A 24,907-nucleotide genomic window follows, 5' to 3' on the forward strand; every position below is an offset into this window, starting at 1 on the left:
GGGTCGTGGCGAGAGGGCAGGTCGACCGGCCCGGTTCCGTCGACTGCTCGACTCCGCCGTGGGCGGCGGCATGCAGGCCTGGCGCCTCGCCGCAATCACAAGAGGGGCGCAAGCCGGGCGCAAGGGCGGTGCAACCCCTGCCCGGCACCCTCGTCACCATGACTCCAGTAACGATCATCGGCGCCGGACTCGGCGGACTCGCTCTGGCCCGCGTCCTGCACGTCCACGGCATCCCGGCCACGGTGTACGAGGCCGAACCGACCCCGACGGCGCGCTCGCAGGGCGGCATGCTCGACATCCACGACTACAACGGCCAACTCGCCCTCGCGGCGGCCGGACTGATGGAGGAATTCCGCGGCCTCGTCCTGGAAGGCCGCCAGGCGATGCGGATCCTCGACCCGAACGGAACCGTTCTGCTCGACGAACCCGACGACGGCACCGGTGGACGCCCCGAGGTGCAGCGCGGCGAGCTGCGACAACTGCTGCTCGACTCGCTCCCGGCCGGCACCGTCCAGTGGGGCCGCAAGCTCGATTCGGTTCGCGCACTCGGTTCCGGCCGCCACGAGCTGACCTTCGCCGATGGCGGCACGGTCGTCACGAGCCTGCTGGTCGGGGCAGACGGAGCGTGGTCGCGGGTCCGGCCGCTGCTGTCCACCGCGACACCCGACTACACCGGCGAGTCGTTCGTCGAGACCTACCTCTACGACGCCGACACCCACCACCCCGCCGCCGCGGCAGCGGTCGGCGGCGGGTCGATGTCGGCGCCCTCGCCGGGCCGCGAGATCCACGCACACCGCGAAAAGGGCGACACCCTGCACGCCTACGTCGTGCTCGCCAGGCCACACGACTGGTTCGCCGCCATCGACTTCACCGACGCCGCCGCGGCCACCGCACGGGTCGCGCAAGAATTCCGCGGCTGGGCACCGGAACTCACCGCGCTGATCACCGAGACCGACACCCCGCCGGTCTGGCGCCCGCATTACACCCTGCCGGTCGGGCACCGGTGGGATCGGGTACCGGGGGTGACCCTGCTCGGCGACGCCGCCCACCTCATGCCCACGAACGGCGAAGGCGCCAACCTCGCCCTGCTCGACGGCGCCGAACTCGGCAACGCCCTCGCCGCGCACCCCGGCGATATCGAAACCGCCCTCAGCGAATACGAGCAGGACATGTTCGCCCGCAGCACCAAGGTAGCCACCGAGACCGCCGAGTTGTTCGGCGACCGGTACGACGGCACGGCCGAGAGCCTGGTCGCCGCGTTCACCGCACCCCAGCGCATCCGCTGATCCCTAGCCACTGCGCCGGGTGTCCGCGCCTGTCGCGGGGCGCGCGTGGGGGGCCTTGCGGATGTGCCCCGGATCGGTAGGACGGCCGAGCCTGTCGACGCGCGCCCCCGCCGACGGCAGGAATCCACCGAGCGACGGCAACAACAACGCGACCTCGAAGCCGCCCACGCCGCGGGCGTACGGACGCTCGAGCTCGCTCGCAAGGTCAAGTCGTCCCGTTCCGTGGAGGCCGTGCGCGACGTACACCGGCGGATGGTCGCCTTCGGCCCGCATCCTCTGGTCGCGGACTTCGGTGAACGGACCCGGACGTTGCTCGCGGCATGACCGCACCGCTGGTCCCAGGTGCTGCGAACGATCGCCCAGCGCCACCGGAACGCGTGGTGGGACCGCCTACCCCAGCTGCTCGACGGCGAATCCGGCCAACAGCACGGCGAATCCGCCGATCTCGCCGATGATCAAAGCCGCGAGGACGAAACGCATCGACGGCGGCGGGTTGCGCATCTGGTTGTCGGTCTCGCGTTGCAGTCCGAGCCGGATGTAGTTGGCGATCGTCACCACGAACAGCAGGATGATCGCCCCCGCCGCGATGGCGTCGACCGCGGTCGGCCAGCCGGACAGTTCGACGAACCAGGCGATCAACCCGGTCGCGAAGGAATACAGCAGTGCGGCTCGGTGGGCGATGTCGACATAGGGGTGGGCCAGACCGTTCGGGGAGGTGGTCATCGCCTGCCACTTCCATACGCCGAGCACCAGCGCCCACAGGAAGATGAGCCCGGCGAAGAACAGTACCCAGGCCGTTTCCGTGCGAATGATCACGTTCTTACCCTCATCGGTCGCGCGCCCTACTTGGGCGGTTGTTCAGCGCGAGCGTAGCGCCCGTGACCGGCCGGGGCGCGCCGAGAACAAGTCAGCGCTGGGAATACCGACTGGTCGGATCAAGTCGCGGGTCCGAGTTCGCCGTACGGAACCAGACGGGCGCGATCAACCGTGCTCTGCCAGCCCCGCTCGGTCGCCGCCAGGGCGCGGCCGCGCGCGGCGGGATCCTTCGGCCACGGCTCGCGCAGGTGAATCTGGATGTCGTCCTGCAAGACCTGCACCAGCTCCATCGCGAACCCTTCCGCGGTCTCGCTGCCCGGCTCACTCGGATCGAGGGCGATGGTCGTGCCGACCTCCGGCACCGAAATGCTCACCCACGCCTTCGGGGCCGGACGCCCGGACAGCTCGTGGAAGCGGCGCCACCCTTCGGGGTATTCGGTGCCGACATCCGCCGGGAAGCCGAGGGACCTTTCTATGTCGGCGGCGAGCAGACGCGCGCCTCGCACCGCTTCGGAGAAATCCATGAGGTGATTGTGGACGCCGCGCGGCGATCAGCGCCTGTTAATTCTCGCCCCACGAAGGTGCGGCGTTGCGCGGAAAGCACCGTGGCCCCGAGCATTTCGCCCGGGGCCACGATGTGCGGCGATTCCTACTTCTGTTCGTAGGTGGCGACCAGGGTCGCGCGAGCCAGCGTGTGGGAGAACAGGTTGAAGCCCAGGTAGGCGGGGCTGGCGTTCTCGTCGATGCCCAGGCTTTCGACGTCGACGGCGTGCACCACGATGAAGTAGCGGTGCGGGCCGTGACCGGGCGGCGGGGCGGCGCCGACGAAGCCGTGGAAGCCGCCGTCGTTGCGCAGGGTGATCGAACCGGTCGGCATCGCGCCGCCCTCTTCGCCGCTTCCCGCGCCCGCGGGCAGGGAGGTCGCGCTGACGGGGATGTCGGCGACGACCCAGTGCCAGAAGCCGGAGGCGGTGGGCGCGTCGGGGTCGTACACCGTCACCGCGAAGCTCTTGGTCTCCGCAGGGAAACCCGACCACGACAGCTGCGGGGAGATGTCCTGGCCTCCCGCCCCGAAAATGCCGCTGACCTGCTCGTTCTTGAACGGCTGCCCGTCGGTGACGTCATCGGAGGTGAGTGTGAACGACGGCACCTGCGGAAGCGCGTCGTAGGGGTTGTAGGTCATGAAACCTCTCTTCCGGATCGGATCAGCTGTGCAACAGGAAGTGTTCCAGCACGCGGGTGCCGAATTCGAGGGCCTCCACCGGAACCCGCTCGTCGACGCCGTGGAACAGGGCGGTGAAGTCCAGCTCCGGCGGCAACTGCAACGGCGCGAAACCGAAGCAGCGGATACCCAAGCGGGCGAACGCTTTCGCGTCGGTGCCACCGGAGAGCATGTAGGGCACGGTACGGCCGCGCGGATCATGGGCCAGCACGGCGTTGTTCATCGCCTCGACCAGATCGCCGTCGAAGGTCGTCTCGTAGGAGTCGAGCTTGGTGATCCACTCGCGTTCGACCTCGGGGCCGATCAGCTCGTCCACCTCCCGCTCGAAGGCTGCCTGCCGTCCGGGCACCACACGGCAGTCCACCACCGCTTCGGCGGTCTGCGGGATCACGTTGGCCTTGTAACCGGCCTGCAGCATGGTGGGATTGGCGGTGTCGCGCAGGGTGGCCCCGATGATGCGGGAGATGGTGCCCAGCTTCGCCAGCTGGCCCTCGATGTCGGGGCCGGCCGGATCGAACTGCAGACCCGTCTCCTCGGCGACGGCGGCGAGGAACGCCGCCACCGAATCCGACAGCACCAGCGGGAAGGTGTGTTTGCCCAGACGGGCCACCGCGTCGGCGAGGATGGTGACCGCGTTGTCCTCGTGCAGGAACGAGCCGTGGCCCGCGCGCGCCTTGGCGCGCAGACGCATCCATCCCAGGCCCTTCTCGGCGGTCTCCACCAGATACAGCCTGCGTTCGGTGCCGTCGGGCCGCGGCACGGTCAGCGAGAACCCGCCGACCTCCCCCACCGCCTCGGTGACGCCGTCGAACAGGTCGGGGCGGTTGTCCACCAGCCACTGCGAGCCCCACTTGCCGCCGTTCTCCTCGTCGGCGAGGAAGGCGAACACCAGGTCGCGCGGCGGCACCGTGCCCTCGAGCTTGAACTGGCGGGCCACCGCCAGCGTCATCCCGACCATGTCCTTCATGTCGATCGCGCCGCGACCCCACACGTAGCCGTCGCGCACTGCGCCGGAGAACGGGTGCACGCTCCAGTCGGCGGCCTCGGCGGGCACCACGTCCAGATGGCCGTGGATCATCAGCGCGCCGCGGCTGGGGTCGGCGCCCTCCAGCCGCGCGAAGACGTTGCCGCGCCCGTCCGCGCCGGACTCGACGTACTCGGTGACATATCCCGCTTGATGCAGTTGGTCGGCCACCCACTGCGCACACTCGCGCTCGCCTTTGGTGGTGGCCAGGTCGCCGGTGTTGGAGGTGTCGAAGCGGATCAGCGTGCTGACCAGCTCCACCACTTCCGACACCGCGCGGGAGTTTCTGTTCGGGTCGAATCCTTCGCCTGTTGCGGACACGCTCCCTTTCCTACCACCCGCGCGGCGAGGCAAACGTCCCGACAGGGTGCCGCGGCGAGGCGATGCGGCCCGCACGGTGCGCGATCACCCGCGACAGGGTTGTCATCAAGGTGAGCGGAACTCTCACGCCGGGCCGGGCGGCCGGACCTGGTCGGGGAACACCACCCGCACGAAGGCCCAGAACCGGAACACCATGCCCAGCGCGGTGCCGATCAGCTGGGCGGCCACGAAGTCGGCCACGTTCTGGGTGAAGCGGGAGACCTCGGGCACCTCGAGATGCAGCACATACCGCGACACCCACAGCGGCGCGGTGTTGATCGCGACGGCCAGGAAACTGACCAGGTAGAACAGCGCGGCCTCGTGATGGCCGCGCCGACCGCCGCGCCCGTCGAAGGACCACTGCTTGTTGAGCACATACGACAGCGTGATCGCCGCCAGCACCGCGACCACTTTCGCGGTGACCGGGTGCGGCTCGAGCACCGTGCTTTTCAAGGTCAGGAATATGGCGGTGTCCAGCGTGAACGCCGCGATACCGACAGAAGCGAAACGGAAGAGTTCTCGACGCCGTGCCTCGCCCCCCAGCGCGGACGTCACCCGAGCGAAAACGGGGCGTTCGGAAAACAGCACAGGTAAAGTCTCCGGCACATGTCCCGACCCCACAACAAGATCGGCAGATTCACCGCACCGCCTGTTGCGCGAGTGCACGGTCGGTGGATCGCGGGCAGGTGAGTAGCGTGAAGAAGACCAAGCGGCACGCCCGCGCTCAGCCGGACCGCGACGGCGCGGAACCGATCGCCGTGATCGGCATGAGCTGTCGTTTCGCCGGCGGTGCCGATTCCCCGGACGCGTTGTGGCGGTTGCTGATCGAGGAGATCGACGCCGTCGCCGACGAGCCGCCGCCCGGCCGCTGGTCCGGCGACCACCGCGCCCGCGATCGCTCCGCGGCGGGCAAGACGGTTTCGGTCGCGGGCGGGTATGTGGCCGACGTCGCCGGTTTCGACGCCGAATTCTTCGGGATCACGCCGCGTGAGGCCGCCGACATGGATCCGCAGCAACGCCTGGCGCTGGAATTGGCCTGGGAGGCATTCGAAGACGCGGCGATCCGGCCCGAGCGGGTTCCGCACACCGGCGTGTATTTCGCCAACAAATTCAACGACTACCGGGCCGTCAAACTCGCCAGGGGCGCCGCCGCCATCACACCGTTCACCAGCACCGGGGACGTCGAGGGTGTGATCGCCAACCGGGTGTCGTACTTCCTGGGTTTCGACGGGCCCAGTATGACCGTCAACGCCTCCTGCGCCGGATCGCTGGTCGCGGTGCACCTGGCCTGTCAGGCGCTGCGCACCGGTGACGCCGCACTGGCCGTCGCCGGTGGCGTGCAACTGAACCTGATCCCGGAGACCACGATCGGATTGTCCGCGCTGGGTGTGCTGTCCGCCCGCGGCCGCTCGCACACCTTCGACGCTTCCGCCGACGGCTACGTGCGCGGCGAAGGCGGGGCGGTCGTGGTGCTCAAGCCGCTGCGGCAAGCGCTGCGCGACGGCGACCGCGTCTACTGCACCCTGCTGGGCAGCGCCACCAACAACAACGGCAGGCACCGCTCCATGCCCGCCAGCAGCGCCGACGGTCAGCGGCAGCTGCTGCGGAGGGCTTGCGCGCGAGCGGGGGTGGATCCGTCGACGATCGACTATGTCGAGGCGCACGGTACCGGCACCGCCGTCGGCGACCGCGCCGAATTGTCCGCCCTGGCCGACGTTTACGGCGCCGGAAGAGCTCCCGGCGCACCGCTGATCGTCGGCTCGGTCAAGACCAACATCGGGCACACCGAAGCGGCCGCGGGCATGGCCGGATTGGTGAAAGTCGCGCTCGCTCTGTCGCAGCGCCGCATCCCGCGCAGCCTCCACTTCGATCATGCGCCCCCGGAATTCGATCCCGCCGCGACGGGTGTGCGGGTGGCCGACACGGATATGGCGTGGCCGCGACACGACGGCCCCGCGCGCGCCGCGGTGAGCGCGTTCGGTTTCGGTGGGTCCAACGCCCACGTCATCGCCGAAGCGACACCCGAGTCCGATCCGGTCGGCGACAGCGACGACTCGGCGCGACTGGTGGTGCTGTCGGCCCGAACCGAGGCCGCGCTGCGGGGACACGCGCGTCGGCTGCGCGCGCGTCTCGTACGCGATCCGCATATTCGCCTGGCCGACCTCGCGCACACCCTCGCCATGAGGACGGTTTTCCAGCAGAGGATTTCGATCGTCGCCGACGACGTGAACCAAGTCGTGGAATTCCTCGACACCTATCTCGAGGGGACTGCGAAGGACACCGGCGCTGACGAGAACGAGGTATTGGGTGCGGTGCTGTCCGCGGCGCTGCGTCCGGGCGCCGTGGCCAAGCGCGACCTACTGCGCGCGGCGGGAGCGCTGTTCGAGCGCGGCGTCGAACCCGACTGGGCGGCGCTGAACCCGCCCGCCCGCCCGATCTCCCTACCCACCTACCCGTTCCAACGCGAACGGCACTGGGCGGACGCGCAGCCCCGGGACGGTATCGGCGTCGACCGACCCGCGACGCTCGCATGGGATACCTCGCTCGTCGAGATCGTTTCGCAGGACGTATCGGGTCCAGGGTCCCGGGCGGAGCCGGTTGCGGCGTCGGTGACCGTGGCGGAAGACGGCGACCACGGCGCGACGGTCGCGGCCTCGCGACAGCGGCCGGCAGTGGTCGCGTCGCCTTCCGGGTCCGGTGAGCACCGAAGCAGCTCTGCGCCCGGTGTCGCCGAGCTCGCCGCGCTGGTCACCGCCGAACTCGCCGAAGTCGTCGGCATCGCGCCGGATCGGGTGGCCGTGCGGCAGAACTTCGAACAGCTCGGGATCGGCTCGGTGCACGCCGTGGAACTGTCGGCCCGCCTCGGCGCACGGCTCGGCATCGACGTCCCGGCCGCCATCATCTGGGGCTGCCCCACCGTCGAGCTGCTGGCGGCCGAACTCGACGTCCGCCTCACTCCCGCGAGCCCGGCGACGGAGTCCCCGGCGCCGGTGGAGGCCCCGCGACCGCCGGCGGAGGAGGAAGTTCTGTCGACCGCTGAATTGCTGGCGTTGAGCCGGGAATTGCTCGGCTGAGCCGCAACCGCGCGGGCGCTGGAAGCGGTTGATCGGCTCTGTCGTCCAGGCTCGTCGCGCCAGGAACGCCGACCGGGTCGGCGTGCCGAGAAGTTCGACGCAGGACGAACCGGTCGCACGAGAGACAGGGTCAGCGCCGTGGTTCTTCGGGCCGGGAACGGGGGTTATGCTGCCTGCGGTCCGGGTGGCCGGGTTCAGAAGGGGGCCAGAGGTGTTGAGGCAGCACGAGTCGTTCGCCGGCTACGTGATCGAAGGCGTGCTCGGGCAGGGCGGCATGGGCACCGTCTATCTGGCCCGGCACCCGCGTCTGCCGCGGCTGGTAGCGCTCAAACTGCTCAACCGCGAGGTGTCCGAGGACGAGGAGCTGCGCAGACGATTCGAGCAGGAAGCCAATGTCGTTGCCCGACTGGAGCATCCGGGCATCGTCGGTGTCTATGATCGCGGCACCCAGGACGGGCACCTGTGGATCTCCATGCAGTACGTCCGCGGCACCGACGCCGCCCGCCTGGATCCCCGCGCCACCCGCCCGGAACAGGTCGTGCAGATCGTCGCCGACACGGCGAAGGCGCTGGACTACGCCCACAGCCGAGGCGTGCTGCACCGCGACATCAAACCGGCCAACATCCTGATCGCCGAGCCGGAAGCCGGTCGCGAAACACGCGCTGTACTCACCGATTTCGGTATCGCGCGACTGCTGGACGCCGACACCAAACTGACGGCCACCGGAACGTTCACCGCCACCCTCGCCTACGCCTCACCGGAGCAACTGTCCGGTGAGCCGGTCGATCACCGCGCCGATCAATACTCCCTCGGCTGCACCCTCTACACGATGCTGGCGGGGCAACCGCCGTTCCCCTCGACCAATCCCGGTCAAATCGTCGCCGGACACATCGCCAAGCCGGTGCCGCGACTCAGCGACATCCGGCCGGAGCTGCCACGACGGCTCGACGAGGTGATCGCCCGCTCGATGGCCAAACACCGCGACGAACGCTTCGCCGGCTGCGGCGATTTCGCGGCGGCCGCGGCGGCGGCCCTGCGCGGTGAGGTTGCCGCCCCGGCACCCGCGCCGACTTTCGTCAACCAGCGCTCGGCCCACCCGGCCACGGCGATCGACCCGTGGCCGCGTTCGGCCCCGACCGTGCTGAACCAGCCTTCGGAGCCCCGGTGGCGCGCCGAGCAGCTCCCGCCGCTGCAACCGCTCACGCCCATCCGAGAGCCCGTCCGGCCCTCCGGCGTGGTGCCCCGGATCGGCGCCGTCATCGCGTTCGCGTTCGGGTTGGTCTTCTGCCTGATCCTCGCCAACGGAGTGCATGAGCTGATGACCCCGCGCATCGAATACGGTCACCGCCAGACGCTACGGGAGACCGCGCTCGAACTTCTGCCCCCCATCGCCCTCGCCACCACGATGGCGCTGTTGCTGATGGGCGGCTCGATCGGACTGTTCCGGCGTAGGCGAGCGGGCCGCGTCGCCGTGGCGCTCGGCACCGGGATCATCACGCTCGTCTGCCTTGTCGGCTTGGGCGCGAGCCTGACCGGTGACAACCGCGCCAGCGACTTGATCTTCGTCGGCACAGTCCTGCTGTTCTCCTGCACGGGGTTGCTGTGCACCATGTCCCCCGCGACCAGGCGCTGGCTCGCCGACAGACCTGCCGGAAACCGGCCATGAGCCCGGCGAGTGCTCAGGGCGCCACGACGACCTTTCCGGTGGCTCGGTTGTCTTCCATGTACCGGTGGGCGGCGACGATGTCGTCCAAAGCGAAAACGCGGTCGAGGTTGGGTCGATAGACACCGGCCTCGACCGCGTGGATCACCCGCTGCAGCACGGTGGCGCCCGCGCTGCCCTTGATGGTGTCGCTGTGGAAGGCCGTCAGCTTCGTCCCGGACGGGATCATCGCTATCGGTTCGAAGTCCGAGATCAGCCACCCACTCAGCGAACCGGCCACGCACACCGTCCCGCCGCGGCGGACCAGGCGCAACGAGTCCGTCGCCGTGCGAGCTCCGAGGAGATCCAGCACGTAGTCCGGCCCCTCGGGCCAGACCGTGTGCACGCTCGCCGCCACTCGTGCTGCCGCAACCCCGCGACGACCGACTGCGAGCCGTCGCGCGGATGCTCTACGACAACCCCGCCGACAACACGCCGCTGGCCGACATCGGGCGCGCGATCGGAGCCAGCGCCCGCACCCTCAGCCGCCTGTTCCACCACGAGCTCGGCATGACCTTCTACGAGTGGCGCACCCAGCTACGCATCTACCACGCACTGGTATTGTTCGCCGACGGCCACGACACGACCCATGTCGCGCACGCCTGCGGCTGGGCCAACCCCAGCAGCTTCATCGCAGCGTTCACCCAGCTCATCGGCACCACCCCGGGCCGCTACCGCACCGGTCACCGCCGCGCCGCCCCGTGAGCGGCCGGCGCATCTGGGCCCTGTTCTCGTAGAGCGACGGCGAACGAACATGGCGCGCCGTCACACACTCCCTTCCCGGCGGACGCAGAAGGCACCTGCGGCAGCCGCCAGGACCGCCGCCTGCGCGGCCCGTTCCGGGAGTTGCGGGTCCGGATCGGTACGCAGAAGCACGATCTCGTGGTACAGCGGCGCCGTGGCGGCGATCAGCAGGCTCCGCGCGTCCGTGTGCTGTGCGGGGAGTTCACCGCGCTCGATGGCGCGCTCGACGAGGATCTCGCACTGGGCGTACCGGTCGGTCCACAACCGCGTCTGGGCCCGCGCGGCCTGTTCGGAATGGAACGAGGCGGCCATCAAGGCGAGGGCCAGCGACGGCTGTACGACGAGGGAATCCAGGATCTCCTGGTTGAGGGCCGTCAGATCGCCACGCAGCGAGCCGGTGTCCGGCGGCTGCCAGTCGATTTCGCCGGCGGCGTCGATGACGTCCACGAGCAGTCCGCCGACATCGCGCCAACGCCGGTAGACCGTGGCGCGGTGCACTCCGGCCCGCGTCGCGACACCCTCCATCGTGAGTCGTTCGTGACCGCCTTCGGCGAGTTCGGCGCGCACCGCATCGAGAACCTGGGCGCGGACGCGGGCGGTGCGACCGCCCGGACGGCGGTCGGTCGTCGTGTCCCATGAGTCTGTCATCGGCAATCAGTATCCGGTTGATCAAGGCGGCATGGCTGTGCCAGCATCTTAATGCGACAGATGTCGCTCTAGGATCCAGTGGAGAGGAACCGCCTTCGCGATGCCGCCCGTTCCCGCCGACCCCACCGTGCTGCACCCGATGCCCGAGCACCCGCGCGTGGTCCTGCTCCGGCCGTTGGTGAAGTCGCCGCTGATCGAGGTCGGCGACTTCTCCTACTACGATGATCCCGACGACCCGACCGCGTTCGAGACGCGCAACGTCCTGTACCACTACGGTCCCGAGCGGCTCGTCATCGGCAGATACTGCGCGCTGGGGACGGGCACCCGGTTCATCATGAACGGCGCCAACCACCGCATGGACGGCCCTTCCACCTTTCCGTTCCCCACCATGGGTGGCTCCTGGGCAGAGCACTTCGATCTGATCACCGACCTGCCCGGCCGGGGGGACACGGTCGTCGGCAACGACGTGTGGTTCGGCCACGGCGTCACGGTCATGCCCGGTGTGCGCATCGGGCACGGCGCGATCGTCGCCGCCGGCGCCGTGGTCACCGGCGACGTCCCCGACTACGGCATCGTCGCGGGCAACCCCGCCCGGCTCATCCGCACCCGCTACGACGCCGCGGACATCGCCCGGCTCGTCGCCGTGGCGTGGTGGGACTGGCCTGTGCAGCACATCACCAAGCACATACGGACGATCATGTCGGGAACCGTCGCCGACATGGAGGCCGCCGCCGCTGAGATCGACCGGCCCTGACAACGAGCCCGCACCCGTCCCGCCAGAAACGAGTGTCACCCATGTCCCCTCGCCGCGCCCATATCGCGATGGTCGGCATCCCCATCGTCAGCCATGTCCTGCCCAGCCTCCCGCTCATCCGCGAGCTGGTCGCGCGCGGGCACCGGGTCACCTACGCCAACGACCCGTTCGTGGCCGACCGGATCGAGTCCACCGGCGCGGAACTGGTCGCCTGCACCTGCACGCTGCCCGTCGCGGACAACGACTGGCCCACCGATCCCATCGCGGCGGCGGCCCTCTTCCTCGACGACGCCGTCCAGGCGCTGCCGCAACTGCGCGCCGTCTACGACGACGATCCGGCCGACCTGTACCTCTACGACATCGGCGCCTACGCCGCGCGCGCCCTCGCTGAAGCGCAGGGCCGTCCCCTCGTGCAGCTGTCCCCGACGTTCGTCGGCTGGGACGGCTACCAGGAGCAAGTCGCGGCGCATCTGTGGAAGCTGCCGGGCGCCGACACATACCGGGACAGGTTCGCGCGGTGGCTCGCCGACTGCGGGGCGGCCACCACGGACGTGGACACGTTCTCCGGCCTGCCCGCCCGCGCCCTCGCCCTCATCCCGCGCGCGATGCAGCCGCACGCCGATCGAGTCGACACCGGCACGGTGACCTTCGTCGGCCCCTGCTTCGACAGCCGAGCCGACACCGGCGGCTGGACCCGTCCGGCGGCCGCGGACCATGTGCTGCTGATCTCGCTCGGTTCGGCGTACACACGCCGGCCGGCGTTGTACCGCCAGTGCATCGCCGCCTTCGGGGACCTGCCCGGCTGGCATGTCGTACTCCAGATCGGCAAGTACACCGACCCTGAGGAACTCGGCGCCATTCCGCCCAACGTCGAGGTGCACTCCTGGGTCCCGCAGCGGGCGATCCTGGAACAGGCCGACGCCTTCGTCACCCATGCCGGTATGGGCGGCTGCGGCGAAGGGCTGCACGCCGGCGTCCCCATGATCGCCGTGCCGCAGGGTGCCGAGCAGTTCATGAACGCCGACCGGCTCGTGGAACTCGGCGTCGCCCGCCGCGTCGACACCGCCGACGCCACCGCCGATACCCTCCGCGCGGCGCTGAACGACCTGGTCACGGATCCCGAACGGATCGGCCGATCCAAGCAGTTGCAGGCCGCGGTCCGCGCCGAGGGCGGCACGCCGCGCGCCGCTGACCTCATCGAGGACATCCTGTCCGCCGCCGACCGTCGCGCGCTGTGAGCGCTGCGGCTTCCCTCCCCGGCTGGCGCCGACCTCCTTCGAGGATCGGTAGCTGCGGGACAAGCGCGGGAACCCCGTCCAGCGGCACCGTCAGGTCGTCACGGGTTCGGTGACGCGGCGGACCGGGCGGATGCGGATGCCGAACTCCGGGCGCAGGTTCACCGACGCCAGCGGCACCACCGGATGGGTGTCGTCGAGCTCGAGGCGGAAACGCTGCACCGTCATGGCCAGGATCAGCACCATCTCCGTCATCGACATGTCCTTGCCCAGGCAGATGCGCGGGCCGCCGGAGAACGGGAAGAACGCGAACTTGTGCCGTTCGGCCACCGCGGCGTCGGCGAAACGCTCCGGACGGAACTGCTCCGGGTCCTCCCACAGCCGCTTGTCGCGGTGAATGTAGTACATGCACAACGTGACCCGCGCGCCGGCGGGCACGTGGTAGCCGCCGATCTCGTCATCGGCGATCGGCGTGCGTTCGACGATCCAGGCGGGCGGATACAGCCGCATCGTCTCCTCGATCACCATGCGGCAGTAGCCGAGCTGTCCCAGGTCGGCGAAGCTGGGCGTGCGGTCGCCGATGACGGCGCGCACCTCCTCGGCCAGTCGCTCTTGGATCTCGGGATGGGTGGCCAGCAGGTAGCACGCCCACGACAGGGCGTTGGCCGGGGACTCGTGCCCGGCCACCAGCAGCGTCTTGATCTCGTTGAGCAGGTCCTCCTCCCGCATGCCCTGCCCGCCCTCGTCGCGGGCGCGCACCAGCGCGGTGAGCACGTCGCTGGTGTCGCCGCCGCGGCGGCGTTCGTCGATGAGATGGCGCACCACGTCGTCGAGCTCGCCGACCTTGCGCGCGACCCGGCGGGCCTCCGGCGTCGGGAACGACTGCGGCAGCTTCACCGGCGCGTTCACCCGCTTCATGATGAGCGCGAACGCCGCGCGCATCGCGTCGGTCACCTGGGAGGTGTCGGTGGACAGGTCGATGCTGAACAGGATGCGGCCGGTCACCGCGAGCAGCAGTTTCACGTAGTCGTCGTAGATGTCGCGGAACTGCCCGGCCGCGCTGTCCCATTGGTCGAGCATCGCGGCCGCGCTGTCGGTGATGTCGTCGGCGAAACCCTTGACGTGCGAGTGGGAGAACGCCGGGGAGATGAGTTTGCGCTGTTTACGCCAGTACTCCAGGTTGTTGGTTGTCAGCTGGCCGTCGCCGAGCAGGATGCTGAACTCGTCGTAGATCGGGCTCTTGCGATAGTTGGTGTAGTTGTCCTTGAGCACGTACTCGGTCATCGCCGGATCCGCGACGAGGTAGACCAGCATCGGGCCCGCCTTGACCCGCACGACGTCGCCGTAGCCCTCCAGCAGCGCGCCCACCGTCGTCAGCGGGTTCTTCGCCAGTTTCGGCAGCATGCGTCCGGTTTCCACCAGACCGGGCCCGGGTGCTTTCATGGTCCGACCTTTCACTTCAACAGCTTGGCGTGCTTGCGCAGCTGGTTCACGTAGTCCTGCTTCTCCACGACCAGCGGGTACTGGTCGGCGTGGTAGAGCCGCAGCCCGGCGTACAGGTCGGGCTGGCGGCCCTGGGTGGCGCGCTCGAAACGCTCCACCCGCCGAGGATCGGCCGCCTTGGCGCGCAGGTATTCGGCGATCAGCTCGGCCTGCTTCTCGTAGACGTCCCAGTGCGAGCCGATCGGCCGCACCATCCCGACCACGAACAGAGCGCGGGTGTGCGGCGGAAAGATGTTGAGATACAAGCCCGGTCGCAGATGCCCTTCCGACCAGTTCAGAAGAGATCGGTCGACGACGGGGTAGTTCGGCACGAACCCGGTGGCCAGCACCACCAGGTCGACCTTCTCCTCGGTGCCGTCGGCGAAGGTCACCCGGTCGTCGTCGATCGAGCTGACGTCCGGCTTGGGCGTGATGTCGCCGTGGGTGTAGTAGTGGTGCAGCTGATCACCGAGCATCGGGATGACGATGCCCTCGGTGAAATCCGGCACCGGCAGCCCGAACGAGCGGGAGCGGCCACGCAGATACGAGAACAACCGCTCGAAGGCGCGCTTGCGCAGCGGCCGCCACATCCGGCCCTGCAACATGCTGTCGGTCGGGCGGCCCAGCATGTATTTGGGCATGCAATAGAACCCGCGCCTGCTGCTGTGCAGGGTCAGCGCGGCGTTGACCGCGCAATCGGACAGGATGTCGGCCGCCGACTGCCCGGCCCCGATCACCAGCACCCGCTTGCCGAGCACCTGCTGTGGGTCGCGGTACTCGCTCGAATGCAGCACGGGCACCGTGCCCGAGCCGGGGATATCGATGCGGCGGGGGGTGCGGTCGTGGCCGGTGGCGATGACGACCCCCGCGTAGCGTCGCTGCGACCCGTCGGCCAGCGTCACCGACCAGCCGTCATCGCGGGGGTCGACGCGCTGCACGGCGGTGTTCAACCGGATGCGCGGCCACAGGTCGAAGGCGTCGGCGTAGGAATGCAAATATCGCAGCACGAGCTCGTGGCCGGGATAGTCGGGGTAGTCCTCGGGCATCGGGAAACCCGAAAACGCCTGCACCCCTTTGGAAGCGATCACGTGGGTGTTGCGGCTGACCGGTGAGTCCGGGCGGCGGGCATCCCAGATCCCGCCGATACCGTCGGCCGCTTCGAGCACCTCGAAATCGATACCGTGCGCCGCGAACTCCCGCGCGGTCGCCAGACCGGCCGCGCCCGCGCCGATCACACAATAGGTGCTCATGCCGCGCCGACCCGTTCGGTCTGCGGGAAGTCCTCCTGCGGCGGCGTCGGTTCCGCCTCGGTGCCCGCGCTCGCCCGCCAGGCCACGACGAAGCAGGCGACATAAATGACCGTCTGCGCCACCAGCGTGAAGTAGACGTTCTCGTTGTAAACCGCGATGACCAGCCAGGCCACGGTCAGCAGGGCGACTGTGCGTTTGCCGCCGCGCATCAGCCCGGCGTACACCGCCAGCATCCACACCGCGCCGACGGCGATGTAGACCCACGGCCCGAACGGCGCGCGGAAGGACGCCAGCGTCAGCACCGCCAGCCAGATGGCCAGCTGCTCGGCACGCACCCGCGGCCCTTCGGCGCCCGCGGACAACCGCCGGTGGATACGCACCGCGGTGACCCCGACCAGGATCAGCAGCAGCAGGGTGTAGATGTTGGTGATCACGCGGGCGGGCCCGACCGGATCGCCGATGTCCCAGCCCATGATGTTCGCCTTGTACGGCAGCCCGAACGGCGAATAGTTGACCAGCTGATTGGCCCGTTCGACGAGCACGAACTGGTGGAACTCCCCGCTGGCCAGCCGCTGCCAGGTGCCGTCGGACAGGAACTGCCGCCACGGCTCCCAGCCGAAGATCGCCAGCGTCGCCAGTGAATACAGGCCACCGAACACCGCGGTCCACACCGCGGGCCGCCAGCGCCGCTGGACCAGCAGATAGACCAGCAGGATCGCCGGGGACACCTTGGCGATGATCGCGAACGCCAGCGCCGCGCCGCCGAGGATGTTGCGCCGAAGATGGAACAAGACCATGGCGCCCGCGCCACCGACATACAGCACCAGCACGTGGATGTTGCCGATCTGCAAGGTGGCCAGCGTGGGCAGGCTGATCCACACCACCGGGGTCAGCGCCGCCAGCACCCCGCCCTGCCTGCCGCCGATCCAGCGGGCGATGGCGAACATCGCCACCAGCACGATCGCCACGTACAGCGAGTAGTACAACGCGCGCAGCGTGGCGAAATCATGGCTGAACAGCAGCAGCAAACGCGGCAGCAGCAGGAACGGCGGCGGGTAGAGGTAGGCGTCGCGATCCTGCGGAGTCACCGCGGGCAGGATCGAATCCGCTTGCGGCGACTCGTAGCGGTGGCGGTCGTAGAGGCTGGCCGGGTCGTGTTCGGCCATGAGCGCCCCGCTGATGTAGCCCGACAGGTGCGTTTTCTTCACCAGGAAGTCGTCGTCGGCCGACAGCGAGGCGTCGACGTTGTCGGCGTCGAGGATGAACTGCGTCAACCGGGCCAGGACCGCGACCACGAGCACGATGACCAGGCTCCACAGCACCCGCACCACGATCGGCTTGCCGCGCACCACCTCCCGCCACTCGTCGGGCACCCTCGGCACGAACAGCACGAACAACACCGCCGCGCACACGACGCCGAGCACGGCGGTCACCGGACCCGGCAGGCCGGTGAGCGCGAGCGCGATCATGACGACGGGGACGAGAATGCCGACGACGAACACCGCGTACATCGCGGCGTAGTAGTCGAGCGAACCACGGAACCTGGTCCATGTCCTGGATATCATCTGCAACCTACGGCTTTCGGTTCCCGCGTCGCCCGGTTCGGGCCGCGCGGACGGTCTATCTGGTCGCTGCTGCGGCGTGCTCGGTCAGCAGCGGAACAACCTGGGACACCACGTCGCCCGGTGCGGGCGCGGCGCGCAGGTCGGCGCCGATCTGTTCGGCGGCGGCGCGGAAACGCGGTTCGCGCAGCAGCGTGCGGACCGAGGTGGTCAGCGCGTCGACGTCGCCTTGCTCGGCAGGGGTCTGCGCGGCCAGCCCGGCCCCGCTGCGCACCAGTCCCCTGGCGTAGTCGAACTGGTCGAACATCTGCGGCAGCACCAGTTGCGGCAGCCCGAACCAGCCCGCGGTGAGCCCGGTGGTCGAGCCGCCGTGGTGCACCAGCAGATCGCAGCCGGGCAGGAACAGGTTCAACGGAACCTCCTCCACCACCCGGACATGCTCGGGCAGCTCGCCGACGGTGGCCCGGTCGTGCGCCGACAGCGCGACGACGACCTCGGCGTCGTCGATGGCGGCCAGCGCCGTGAGCACCGACGCCAACGGCCGCGGACCGGTCAGGCCGAGCGTGCTGCCGCCCATGCAGACCGCGATCCGCTTACGGCCGTCTTCGTTGCGGTGCCACGGCGGCAGCATGCCGGTGCCGTTGAACGGGACGTAGCCCAGCCGGGTGCCGGGCGGGGCGTCGGGCGCTTGCAACCGCGGCGGGCAGATGTCGAGCACCGCGACCGGATCGGCCAGCCGGGTGCCGGCCTCGTCGGCGAGTGCCGCGGTGCGTTCGGTGAAGGGGCCGCCGGTGGGGTCGATTCCCCAGCGGTGCACCAGCACCGGCAGACCCAGTTCCGCGCCGAGCGCACGGCCGATGGTGGCCAGCGGATCGGTGAGGATCACTTCCGCGCCCCAGTCGGTCGCCACCCGCGCGAACGGCTCGAGATATTGGCGGGCGTGGTTGTGCCAGTTCTGCGCGGCGATCTGCCACAGGCCCTGGCCGCTGGACTGATCGCGGTCGGCGAACAGCGGCAGCGGGAACATGCCCGGGTTCACCTGCGTGCGCAGCTGGTCCATCGGCACGTTCAGCGCGGTCATCTCGACGGCGTTGAGCCCCGCGCGCAGCGCCGTCGCCGTCACGTCGTCGCGCGAGGCGACCAGCACTTCGTGGCCGGCCAGCCGCAGCGCCCAGCAGAACGGCACCATCGCCAGCAGGTGTCCCGACGAGGGCACCGGCACGACAAGAAACTTCATCCGATCACTCCTTCGGCTTCATCCACTCCATCGGATTGGTGTGCCGAGGCACCCATGATGGAGCCGATTGCTCGGCATTGCGGCGTTTTTCGATCACCACGATGTTGTGGTAGAAGTGCAGCGCCCCGATCCAGTCGTCGAAATCGCCTGCCGCGCGGCCGGAATCCTTCTCGAATTCCTGGTGATGCAGGGCGTCCACCAGGGTTTTCAGGTAGCCGATGGTGGTGGCCGGATCGTCGGTGGCTGTGCTGCTTCCGCCCCAGCCCGACCAGTAGGAGGTCTGGGTGTCCTCCACCACGTACAGCCCGCCGGGCCGTAGGTGGGCGAACAGCGCGCGGAACGAGGCGATCACGTCGCCGCTGATGTGGCTGCCGTCGTCGATGATGATGTCGAACGGGCCCAGCGAGCCGCCGAGCTCGTCGAGGAACGCCGGATCGCCCTGATCGCCGCGCAACGGTTGCAGGCGCGGCTCGGCGATGCCGGACTTGTCGAAGTAGTCCAGCCCGAACACCAGCCCGCGGCGGAAGTACTGCTTCCACATCCGCAGCGACGCGCCGCCGACGTCCGGGGCGGTGTATCCGCCGATGCCCAGTTCGAGGACGCGGACGCGGCTGTCGCGCAGCGGCGCGAAGTGCCGCTCGTAGTGCTGGGTGTACCAGTGCCCGCCCCACTTGTCCGAACCGAAATGCAGCGACAGCGCGTTGAGGTCGTAGTGGTGCGGGCGGCAGGCGGTGACGATGCGGTCGGCGGCCACCGCGGCCGCGTCGCGGGCCAGTCGCCACGGGTCGTCCGGTGCGAAACTGCCCGGCCCCGGTTCGTCCTTGATCGTGATGGCGCGGGTGCCGAGGGCGGCGTCGGGCGGGCCGTAGACCGCGCGCAGCAGTTCCACCAGATCCTGGCGCACCACCAGCCACGGGTCCTCGAGGGTGCCCGGCGCGATCACGGGGTCGTCGGCGCCGAAGGTGACCCGGTAGTCGAGCTGTTTGCCGTCATGGGTCAGCTCGAACACCGCGGTCACCGGCTGTCCGGGCCTGGCACCGTAGCCCGCGCGCCAGGCGATCTCCTTCAGCACCGCGTCGGCGACGGTCTCGGTGCCGATCTCGCCGATCCTGGCGGCGGTCTCCTCGGGGACGCCGTCGGCGACGGAGATCAAGTGGGCGGCGAGGACATTCTCGTCGTTCATGGTCACGTCATCCATCCGTTCCGCCGGTGCGCACCGGCTTCGATTGCTCCACCAGGCGCACGCCCTCGGCCACGAGCATGGCCCGCACCATGCCGTGGAAATCCACCGAAGGGCGCCACCCGGTCCGCTCCCGCAACTTCCTCGCGTCACCGCTCGGCGGTCGCCCGCCGCGGGTGAGCACCGAGGACCGTTCGCGGACATGGTCTTGCCAGTCCAGTCCGGCCATGCCGAACGCCGCCGCGCACAACTGCGCGACCGTGTGGTGTTCGCCGGTGGCGATGACGAATTCGTCCGGCTCGTCCAGAGCCAGGATGCGCGTCATCGCCTCGACGTAGTCCGGCGCGTATCCCCAGTCGGCGCCCGCGTCCAGCCTGCCCACCTCCACCGTGGCGGTCTCACCGCGCTGGATGCGGGCGACCGCCCGCACGATCTTGCGGGTGACGAACTTCTCGGCGCGCAGCGGGGATTCGTGGTTGAACAGGATTCCCGCCGCCGCGAAGACGCCGCGAGCCCGGTAGGCGCGGCAGGCCAGCAGGCCCGCCGCTTTGGTGACCGCGTAGATCGAGTCCGGTCGCAGCCCGCTGTGCTCGTCGCACAGCGCGGCGCCGGAGCCGAAGACATGCGACGAGGCCGCGTAGAACAGGCGGGTGCCGGTGCGGTGGCGGTCGATCGCCTCCGCGAAATGCTGCACCGGCAGCGTGTTCACCCGGTGCGATGCGCGGGCCAGCTCGCGCGGGTCGCCGTGGTCGTCCTGCGAGGAGTGCTGCACCGCCGCCAGCAGGTAGACCTGCTCGGGGCGTTCGGCGGCGACGAGTTCCTCGACCGCGGCGGCGTCGGTGATGTCGACCGGGCCGTCACGGCCGACGCGCAGCACACGCTCGCCGCGCGCGGCGAGCAGATCCGACAGCAGCGTGCCGTCCTGCCCGGCCGCGCCCGTGACGACGACGGTCATCTCACACCACGTCCAGTTCCGGCAGCGGGAACACCAGCCGCCCGCCCGCCGCGCGGAAGGCGCTCTCCCGCTCCAGCATCATGGTGCGGAAATGCCAGGGCAGCACGAAGAACTGGTCGGGCGCCAGCGCGCGGGCCTGCTCCTCGGAGACGATCGGGATCGCGCTGCCGGGGGTGAACTTGCCGAACTTGTCGTCGTTGACCTCCGCGATGCAGGGCAGATCCTCCGGCCCGATCCCGCAGTGCTGCAACACCACGTTGCCCTTGGTGGAGGCCCCGTACCCGAGCGTGCGCAAACCGGCCTTGCGGGAGCGGTCGAAGAACTCCCTGACCTGCTCGCGGTGCTGATCGACGCGTTTGGCGAAATCCGCGTACGGCTGCGGGGTGTGCAGCCCGAGTGCGGACTCCTCCTGACGCATCCGATCCAGGGCGGCGGCATCGGCAGGCGAGGCCGCCCCTTGCTTGCCCAGCGTGAGCGCGAAGCTACCGCCGTTGACGGCGTTGCGTTCCACCTCGAGCACCACGAACCCGCACCGCCGCGCCATCCATTCGATCTGGTCGAGGGTGTAGTACTCGAGGTGCTCGTGACAGATCGTGTCGTAGGAGGTGGTGGCCAGCATCGCGGGCAGATAGCTCTGTTCGAGCACCCAGATGCCGTCGTCGGTGAGGCTGTCGTACACCGCGCGCATGAACTCCAGTGGCCGTGGGACGTCGTAGAACATGGCGATCGAGGTGATCACCTTCGCTCGCCGCCCTTCGAGCACCGTTTCGGCCAGTTCGGGGTCGAAGTAGCCGGTGACCAGCCGCACGTGCGGCGGGTAGAACCGGCGGAACTTCTCGCCCAGCGGGTCGATGCCCACGATCGTCGCCGACCCTTCGGGATAGGCGCGCAGCAACGTCGCGTCGTTGCTGCCGATGTCGATCACCACGTCATCCGGCGACAGCGCCACCCGTTGCCGGATCCTCGCCACCCGGTGGGCGAGGTGCTCGATCATCGATCGGTTGAGCCCGGAGCGGTATCCGTAGCCGGGCGAATACATTTCGCCGAAGTCCGCGGTGTGGCGCAACTGCACCAGCCCGCACTCCTCGCTGCTTTCGGGTACGCAGCGCACCAACTCCAAGGGGTAGCGGGGCACCTCGGTCGGGTCGGTGGCCGGGAACACTCCCGTCAGCGCCATCGTGCCGAGGTCGACGACCGTTTCCAGCCGGGTGTTCCCGCACACCCGGCAGCCTTGCACCGCAAGTGCTTGTGTCACGCGTTCTCCATATCGTGGGCGACCATCAACTCGACGAGTTCTGTGAAACTCGTGCGCGGCTGCCACCCGAGCTTCTCGCGCGCCTTGCTCGGGTCACCGGTGAGATGATGCACCTCGGCGGGCCGGAAGTAGGTCGGATCGACCTCGACCAGGACCCGCGAGGTCCGCCGGTCGATGCCCTTCTCGTCCAACCCGCTTCCTTCCCAGACCAACTCCACGCCCGTGGCCGAGAAGGCCTTCTCGCACAACTCGCGCACGCTGTGGGTCTCGCCGGTGGCGATCACGTAGTCGTCGGGTTCGGGCTGTTGCAGCATGAGCCACATCGCCTCGACGTACTCCTTGGCGTATCCCCAGTCGCGGCGGGCGTCCAGATTGCCGATGAACAGCTTGTCCTGTTTGCCCTGCGCGATGCGCACCGCGGCGCGGGTCACCTTCCTGGTGACGAAAACCTCCCCTCGCCTGGGTGATTCGTGGTTGAACAGGGTGCCGTTGACGGTGTACATCCCGTAGGCCTCGCGGTGGTTCACCGTGATCCAGTACGCGTAGAGCTTCGCCACCGCATACGGCGAGCGCGGATGGAACGGTGTGCGCTCACTGAGCGCCACATCGTGCAGGCCGCCGTAGAGCTCCGAGGACGACGCCTGGTAGAACCGGGTCGCGATGCCGGTCTTGCGGATGGCGTCCAGGATGCGCAGCGTGCCGATGGCGTTGGTCTCCGCGGTGAACTCCGGGATCTGGAACGAGATGTGCACGTGCGACTGCGCGCCCAGGTTGTAGATCTCCGCGGGGCGCACGTCCTCCAGGATCCGGTTGAGACTGCTGGAATCCATCAGATCCCCGTAGTGCAGGAACAGCCGGCGTTGGGAATGGGTATCGGAATACAGGTGGTCTATGCGGTCGGTATTGAAATTCGACGCACGCCTGACAATCCCGTGCACCTCATATCCTTGCTGCAACAGGAATTCTGTCAGATAAGACCCGTCCTGGCCGGTGATGCCGGTTATCAGCGCCTTTCTCATCAAACCTCCAACCCCGAGACTAACGGGTCACCAAATGGCGGGCAATACCTATCTTTCGGTCGCCGCCGGTATTAGAATTCGATTGCATGAGCGCGGCCTCCGAAAAAACTCTGGTAATGATTCCGACGTACAACGAGCGTCGCAACGTGGGCCCGTTGCTCGCTCAGATCCTGGAACAGGGCTCCGATTTCGATGTCCTGTTCGTCGACGACAATTCCCCGGACGGAACCGGAGATCTGCTCGATGAGCTGGCACGACAGCATTCGCCCCGCATCCATGTGCTGCACAGGGCCGGGCGCCAAGGCGTCGGCTCCGCGCACCAGGCCGGTATCCGCTGGGCGTACGAGCAGGGATATGCCCACCTCATCACGATGGATTCCGATTTCGCACATCCGCCGTCGTATCTTCCGGCGTTGCGCGCCGCTTCCGACGGTTTCGACATCGTGGTCGGATCGCGTTATCTGAAAGAGGACAGCCTCGCCGACTGGACTCCCTTCCGCAAGGTCCTCACCCGGGTCGGGCATTTTCTCACCGTGACATTGCTGCGGATGCCCTACGATGCCACCGGCGCGTTCCGATACTACCGGTTGGGCACGGTTCCGGTGGCGGCTTTCGATCGCGTCCGTTCGACCGGTTACTCCTTCTTCTTCGAAAGTCTCTACATCCTCGCGGCCAATGGCTTCCGGATCGAGCAGGTGCCGATCCACGTCCTCAACCGCACGGCGGGCGCATCCAAGATGCGCACCCGCGACGTGGCGACCAGCGTGCGTTTCCTGCTGGTGCTGTGCGCGGAGAAGTACCTGCGCCCGCGCAGGCACCGGATCAGCTCGCCCGCGCACCGCTGACCCTCCGCTCGGCCAGCCAGTCGATCACCGCCGCCGCCTCCGGCCAGTCCGGCGCGGTGGCGGTGATCGGGAACTGGTCGTCGACAAGGTCTTTGGCGAACTGCGAGGCCGAACCCACCGCGTCACGCACCTCGGCCAGTGTCACGGTGGTGCGTGCGCCGACCTCGCGCAGGCCGGTCTCCTCGAGGTGGGTGGCGATCCAATCGGCGCACCAGTCCACCGGGGCGAAGCTCTGCCGGGAACGGCCGCTGGCGTACACCGGACGGTCGGCGGCCATGTCCGCCAGCACGCCCTTGCGGTAGTCGCCGCCGTACATCGGGCCGAGCCGGACGACGAACGTGTTTGCTCCCGAACACATCCGCTCGGCCTCCGCGCGATGGCGGCCGTAGACGGTGTCCAGCTGGGTTCGCGCGGAGATGCTGCTGATCTGCACGAACCGGTCCCAGCGCCAGTGCTCGCGCAGCATGCGCGTCTTGTCCACCGTCTCGCGCCGGTCGTCGCCGGGATGCTGCTCGGCCCAGAACCGCTTCGACGGGCAGGCGGCGTTGATCAGCACGTCGTAACGACCTGCGGTGCGGTGGGTTTCCTGATCGGCCCGCCCTACCGGCACCACATCCCACCGTCCGCTCTTCTCGAGCGCTTCGGTCAGCGCGGCGCCGACGTATCCGGTGGCGCCGACTACGGCCACACGTGATCGGCTCATCGCGCGCCCTTTCCGACGCACGCGTCCTCGGTGGATTCCCGGCTCCGCGCAGACCCCCACGCAGGGTGGGCTGTTGCCCGGCACCCGGCGCGGCGGTATCCGGGCCTTCCGGTCGCATCGCTCACGCGCCGTTTCCTTCCAACGTGTGCGGCAGCGGCGCCACCTGCACGATCGGCGGATCGCACTCGTCCCACGGCTTGGTCAGCATGGCGACGAACGTCAGCGGAGTGATCGAGTACACCGTGTGCATCACCCCGATCGGCGTGCGCGTGCAGATGCCCTTGCCCACATGTATGAACTCCTCCGGGCAGTCCGGATCCTCGTGGTCGTCCTTGGTCACCAGCACACCGTTGCCCTCCACGAACAGCAGGTACTCGACGAAATGCGGGTGGTAGTGCAGGCCGCGCACCTTCCCGGGGTGCATGTAGATCAGGTTGAACTCGAGCAGGGGTTCCGGCGGGACCCAGGTGAAAATGCCGCCGCGCCCGTCGCGGACGGTGTCGAGGTTGCACGACGGGGTGAGGACTTCGACCTTCATTTACTGCATCCCTTCA

General features: G+C 68.9%; 24 protein-coding genes. 7 read left to right on the forward strand and 17 right to left on the reverse strand.

The window, feature by feature from the left end:
- Positions 1–158 precede the first annotated feature (158 nt).
- Positions 159–1,286, forward strand: coding sequence for an FAD-dependent monooxygenase (locus ACH49X_RS19810; RefSeq protein ID WP_357207931.1), 1,128 nt, complete (start codon positions 159–161; stop codon positions 1,284–1,286).
- A 390-nt stretch (positions 1,287–1,676) separates the two neighbouring features.
- Here ACH49X_RS19810 and ACH49X_RS19815 read toward each other — a convergent pair whose 3' ends face one another.
- From ACH49X_RS19815 to ACH49X_RS19835, 5 genes are all read right to left on the reverse strand, one after another.
- Positions 1,677–2,096, reverse strand: a complete 420-nt coding sequence (locus ACH49X_RS19815; RefSeq protein WP_357208004.1) for a hypothetical protein — start codon at positions 2,094–2,096, stop codon at positions 1,677–1,679.
- A 125-nt stretch (positions 2,097–2,221) separates the two neighbouring features.
- The gene (locus tag ACH49X_RS19820) at positions 2,222–2,626 is read right to left on the reverse strand and encodes a hypothetical protein (protein WP_357207929.1); all 405 of its coding nucleotides are present in this window, start codon (positions 2,624–2,626) and stop codon (positions 2,222–2,224) included.
- 125 nt (positions 2,627–2,751) lie between these two features.
- A complete protein-coding gene (locus ACH49X_RS19825; protein WP_067805376.1) occupies positions 2,752–3,285 on the reverse strand; it encodes a YbhB/YbcL family Raf kinase inhibitor-like protein in 534 nt (177 codons plus the stop codon).
- 22 nt (positions 3,286–3,307) lie between these two features.
- Positions 3,308–4,669, reverse strand: a complete 1,362-nt coding sequence (locus tag ACH49X_RS19830; RefSeq protein ID WP_357207927.1) for a M20/M25/M40 family metallo-hydrolase — start codon at positions 4,667–4,669, stop codon at positions 3,308–3,310.
- 123 nt (positions 4,670–4,792) lie between these two features.
- Positions 4,793–5,296: a GtrA family protein gene (locus ACH49X_RS19835; RefSeq protein WP_323124558.1), complete on the reverse strand. Its 504-nt coding sequence runs from the start codon at positions 5,294–5,296 to the stop codon at positions 4,793–4,795.
- Positions 5,297–5,403: 107 nt separating this feature from the next.
- Here ACH49X_RS19835 and ACH49X_RS19840 point away from each other — a divergent pair, with 107 nt between their 5' ends.
- Both ACH49X_RS19840 and ACH49X_RS19845 read left to right on the forward strand, forming a co-directional pair.
- The gene (locus ACH49X_RS19840) at positions 5,404–7,782 is read left to right on the forward strand and encodes a beta-ketoacyl synthase N-terminal-like domain-containing protein (protein WP_357207926.1); all 2,379 of its coding nucleotides are present in this window, start codon (positions 5,404–5,406) and stop codon (positions 7,780–7,782) included.
- Positions 7,783–7,993: 211 nt separating this feature from the next.
- Entirely contained in the window at positions 7,994–9,448 is a 1,455-nt protein-coding gene (locus ACH49X_RS19845; RefSeq protein WP_357107364.1) for a serine/threonine-protein kinase, read from the forward strand.
- A 13-nt stretch (positions 9,449–9,461) separates the two neighbouring features.
- On the opposite strand, the gene ACH49X_RS19850 is transcribed toward ACH49X_RS19845, so the two are convergent.
- Positions 9,462–9,830 carry a zinc-binding dehydrogenase gene (locus ACH49X_RS19850; protein WP_357207923.1) on the reverse strand — a complete coding sequence of 123 codons (369 nt, stop codon included), beginning with the start codon at positions 9,828–9,830 and terminating at the stop codon, positions 9,462–9,464.
- Positions 9,831–9,844: 14 nt separating this feature from the next.
- On the opposite strand from ACH49X_RS19850, the gene ACH49X_RS19855 reads away from it, so the two are divergent.
- The gene (locus ACH49X_RS19855) at positions 9,845–10,189 is read left to right on the forward strand and encodes a helix-turn-helix transcriptional regulator (protein WP_397070462.1); all 345 of its coding nucleotides are present in this window, start codon (positions 9,845–9,847) and stop codon (positions 10,187–10,189) included.
- 60 nt (positions 10,190–10,249) lie between these two features.
- On the opposite strand, the gene ACH49X_RS19860 is transcribed toward ACH49X_RS19855, so the two are convergent.
- Positions 10,250–10,876 (reverse strand): TetR/AcrR family transcriptional regulator, encoded by a 627-nt coding sequence (locus tag ACH49X_RS19860; RefSeq protein ID WP_195082935.1) that lies wholly within the window; start codon positions 10,874–10,876, stop codon positions 10,250–10,252.
- A 100-nt stretch (positions 10,877–10,976) separates the two neighbouring features.
- Between ACH49X_RS19860 and ACH49X_RS19865 the strand changes: the two genes are divergently transcribed.
- Positions 10,977–11,630, forward strand: coding sequence for a CatB-related O-acetyltransferase (locus ACH49X_RS19865; protein ID WP_195082936.1), 654 nt, complete (start codon positions 10,977–10,979; stop codon positions 11,628–11,630).
- Between the two features lie 41 nt (positions 11,631–11,671).
- On the forward strand, positions 11,672–12,868 hold the full coding sequence (locus ACH49X_RS19870; RefSeq protein ID WP_357207920.1) for a macrolide family glycosyltransferase: 1,197 nt from the start codon (positions 11,672–11,674) through the stop codon (positions 12,866–12,868).
- A 90-nt stretch (positions 12,869–12,958) separates the two neighbouring features.
- On the opposite strand, the gene ACH49X_RS19875 is transcribed toward ACH49X_RS19870, so the two are convergent.
- From ACH49X_RS19875 to gmd, 8 genes are read right to left on the reverse strand one after another with little or no spacing between them, the layout of a single operon-like run.
- Positions 12,959–14,308, reverse strand: a complete 1,350-nt coding sequence (locus ACH49X_RS19875; protein ID WP_195082937.1) for a cytochrome P450 — start codon at positions 14,306–14,308, stop codon at positions 12,959–12,961.
- Between the two features lie 11 nt (positions 14,309–14,319).
- Entirely contained in the window at positions 14,320–15,597 is a 1,278-nt protein-coding gene (locus ACH49X_RS19880; protein ID WP_357107351.1) for an NAD(P)-binding domain-containing protein, read from the reverse strand.
- A complete protein-coding gene (locus ACH49X_RS19885) occupies positions 15,594–17,162 on the reverse strand; it encodes a glycosyltransferase family 87 protein (RefSeq protein ID WP_357207918.1) in 1,569 nt (522 codons plus the stop codon). Before ACH49X_RS19885 ends, ACH49X_RS19880 begins: the two co-directional genes overlap by 4 nt.
- A 55-nt stretch (positions 17,163–17,217) precedes the next feature.
- Entirely contained in the window at positions 17,218–18,396 is a 1,179-nt protein-coding gene (locus ACH49X_RS19890; RefSeq protein ID WP_357207914.1) for a nucleotide disphospho-sugar-binding domain-containing protein, read from the reverse strand.
- Between the two features lie 4 nt (positions 18,397–18,400).
- Entirely contained in the window at positions 18,401–19,579 is a 1,179-nt protein-coding gene (locus ACH49X_RS19895) for a class I SAM-dependent methyltransferase (protein WP_357208003.1), read from the reverse strand.
- Positions 19,580–19,586: 7 nt separating this feature from the next.
- Positions 19,587–20,531 (reverse strand): GDP-mannose 4,6-dehydratase, encoded by a 945-nt coding sequence (locus ACH49X_RS19900; RefSeq protein WP_357207911.1) that lies wholly within the window; start codon positions 20,529–20,531, stop codon positions 19,587–19,589.
- Position 20,532: 1 nt separating this feature from the next.
- On the reverse strand, positions 20,533–21,786 hold the full coding sequence (locus ACH49X_RS19905; protein WP_357207908.1) for a class I SAM-dependent methyltransferase: 1,254 nt from the start codon (positions 21,784–21,786) through the stop codon (positions 20,533–20,535).
- Positions 21,783–22,805 carry a GDP-mannose 4,6-dehydratase gene (gene gmd / locus ACH49X_RS19910; protein ID WP_195082943.1) on the reverse strand — a complete coding sequence of 341 codons (1,023 nt, stop codon included), beginning with the start codon at positions 22,803–22,805 and terminating at the stop codon, positions 21,783–21,785. Before gmd ends, ACH49X_RS19905 begins: the two co-directional genes overlap by 4 nt.
- 116 nt (positions 22,806–22,921) lie before the next feature.
- On the opposite strand from gmd, the gene ACH49X_RS19915 reads away from it, so the two are divergent.
- A complete protein-coding gene (locus tag ACH49X_RS19915; RefSeq protein ID WP_195082944.1) occupies positions 22,922–23,650 on the forward strand; it encodes a polyprenol monophosphomannose synthase in 729 nt (242 codons plus the stop codon).
- Here the strand turns inward: ACH49X_RS19915 and ACH49X_RS19920 are convergent.
- Positions 23,628–24,353, reverse strand: coding sequence for an NAD-dependent epimerase/dehydratase family protein (locus ACH49X_RS19920; RefSeq protein ID WP_357207906.1), 726 nt, complete (start codon positions 24,351–24,353; stop codon positions 23,628–23,630). The two genes, ACH49X_RS19915 and ACH49X_RS19920, sit on opposite strands and share 23 nt — an antisense overlap.
- A gap of 121 nt (positions 24,354–24,474) precedes the next feature.
- Complete coding sequence (locus tag ACH49X_RS19925) at positions 24,475–24,891, reverse strand: hypothetical protein (RefSeq protein WP_039798180.1); 417 nt, start codon at positions 24,889–24,891, stop codon at positions 24,475–24,477.
- Between the last annotated feature and the right edge of the window lie 16 nt (positions 24,892–24,907).

Origin of the sequence: Nocardia sp. NPDC019323 (assembly GCF_044389845.1) — a bacterium.
In the GTDB taxonomy this organism is placed as follows: domain Bacteria; phylum Actinomycetota; class Actinomycetes; order Mycobacteriales; family Mycobacteriaceae; genus Nocardia; species Nocardia implantans.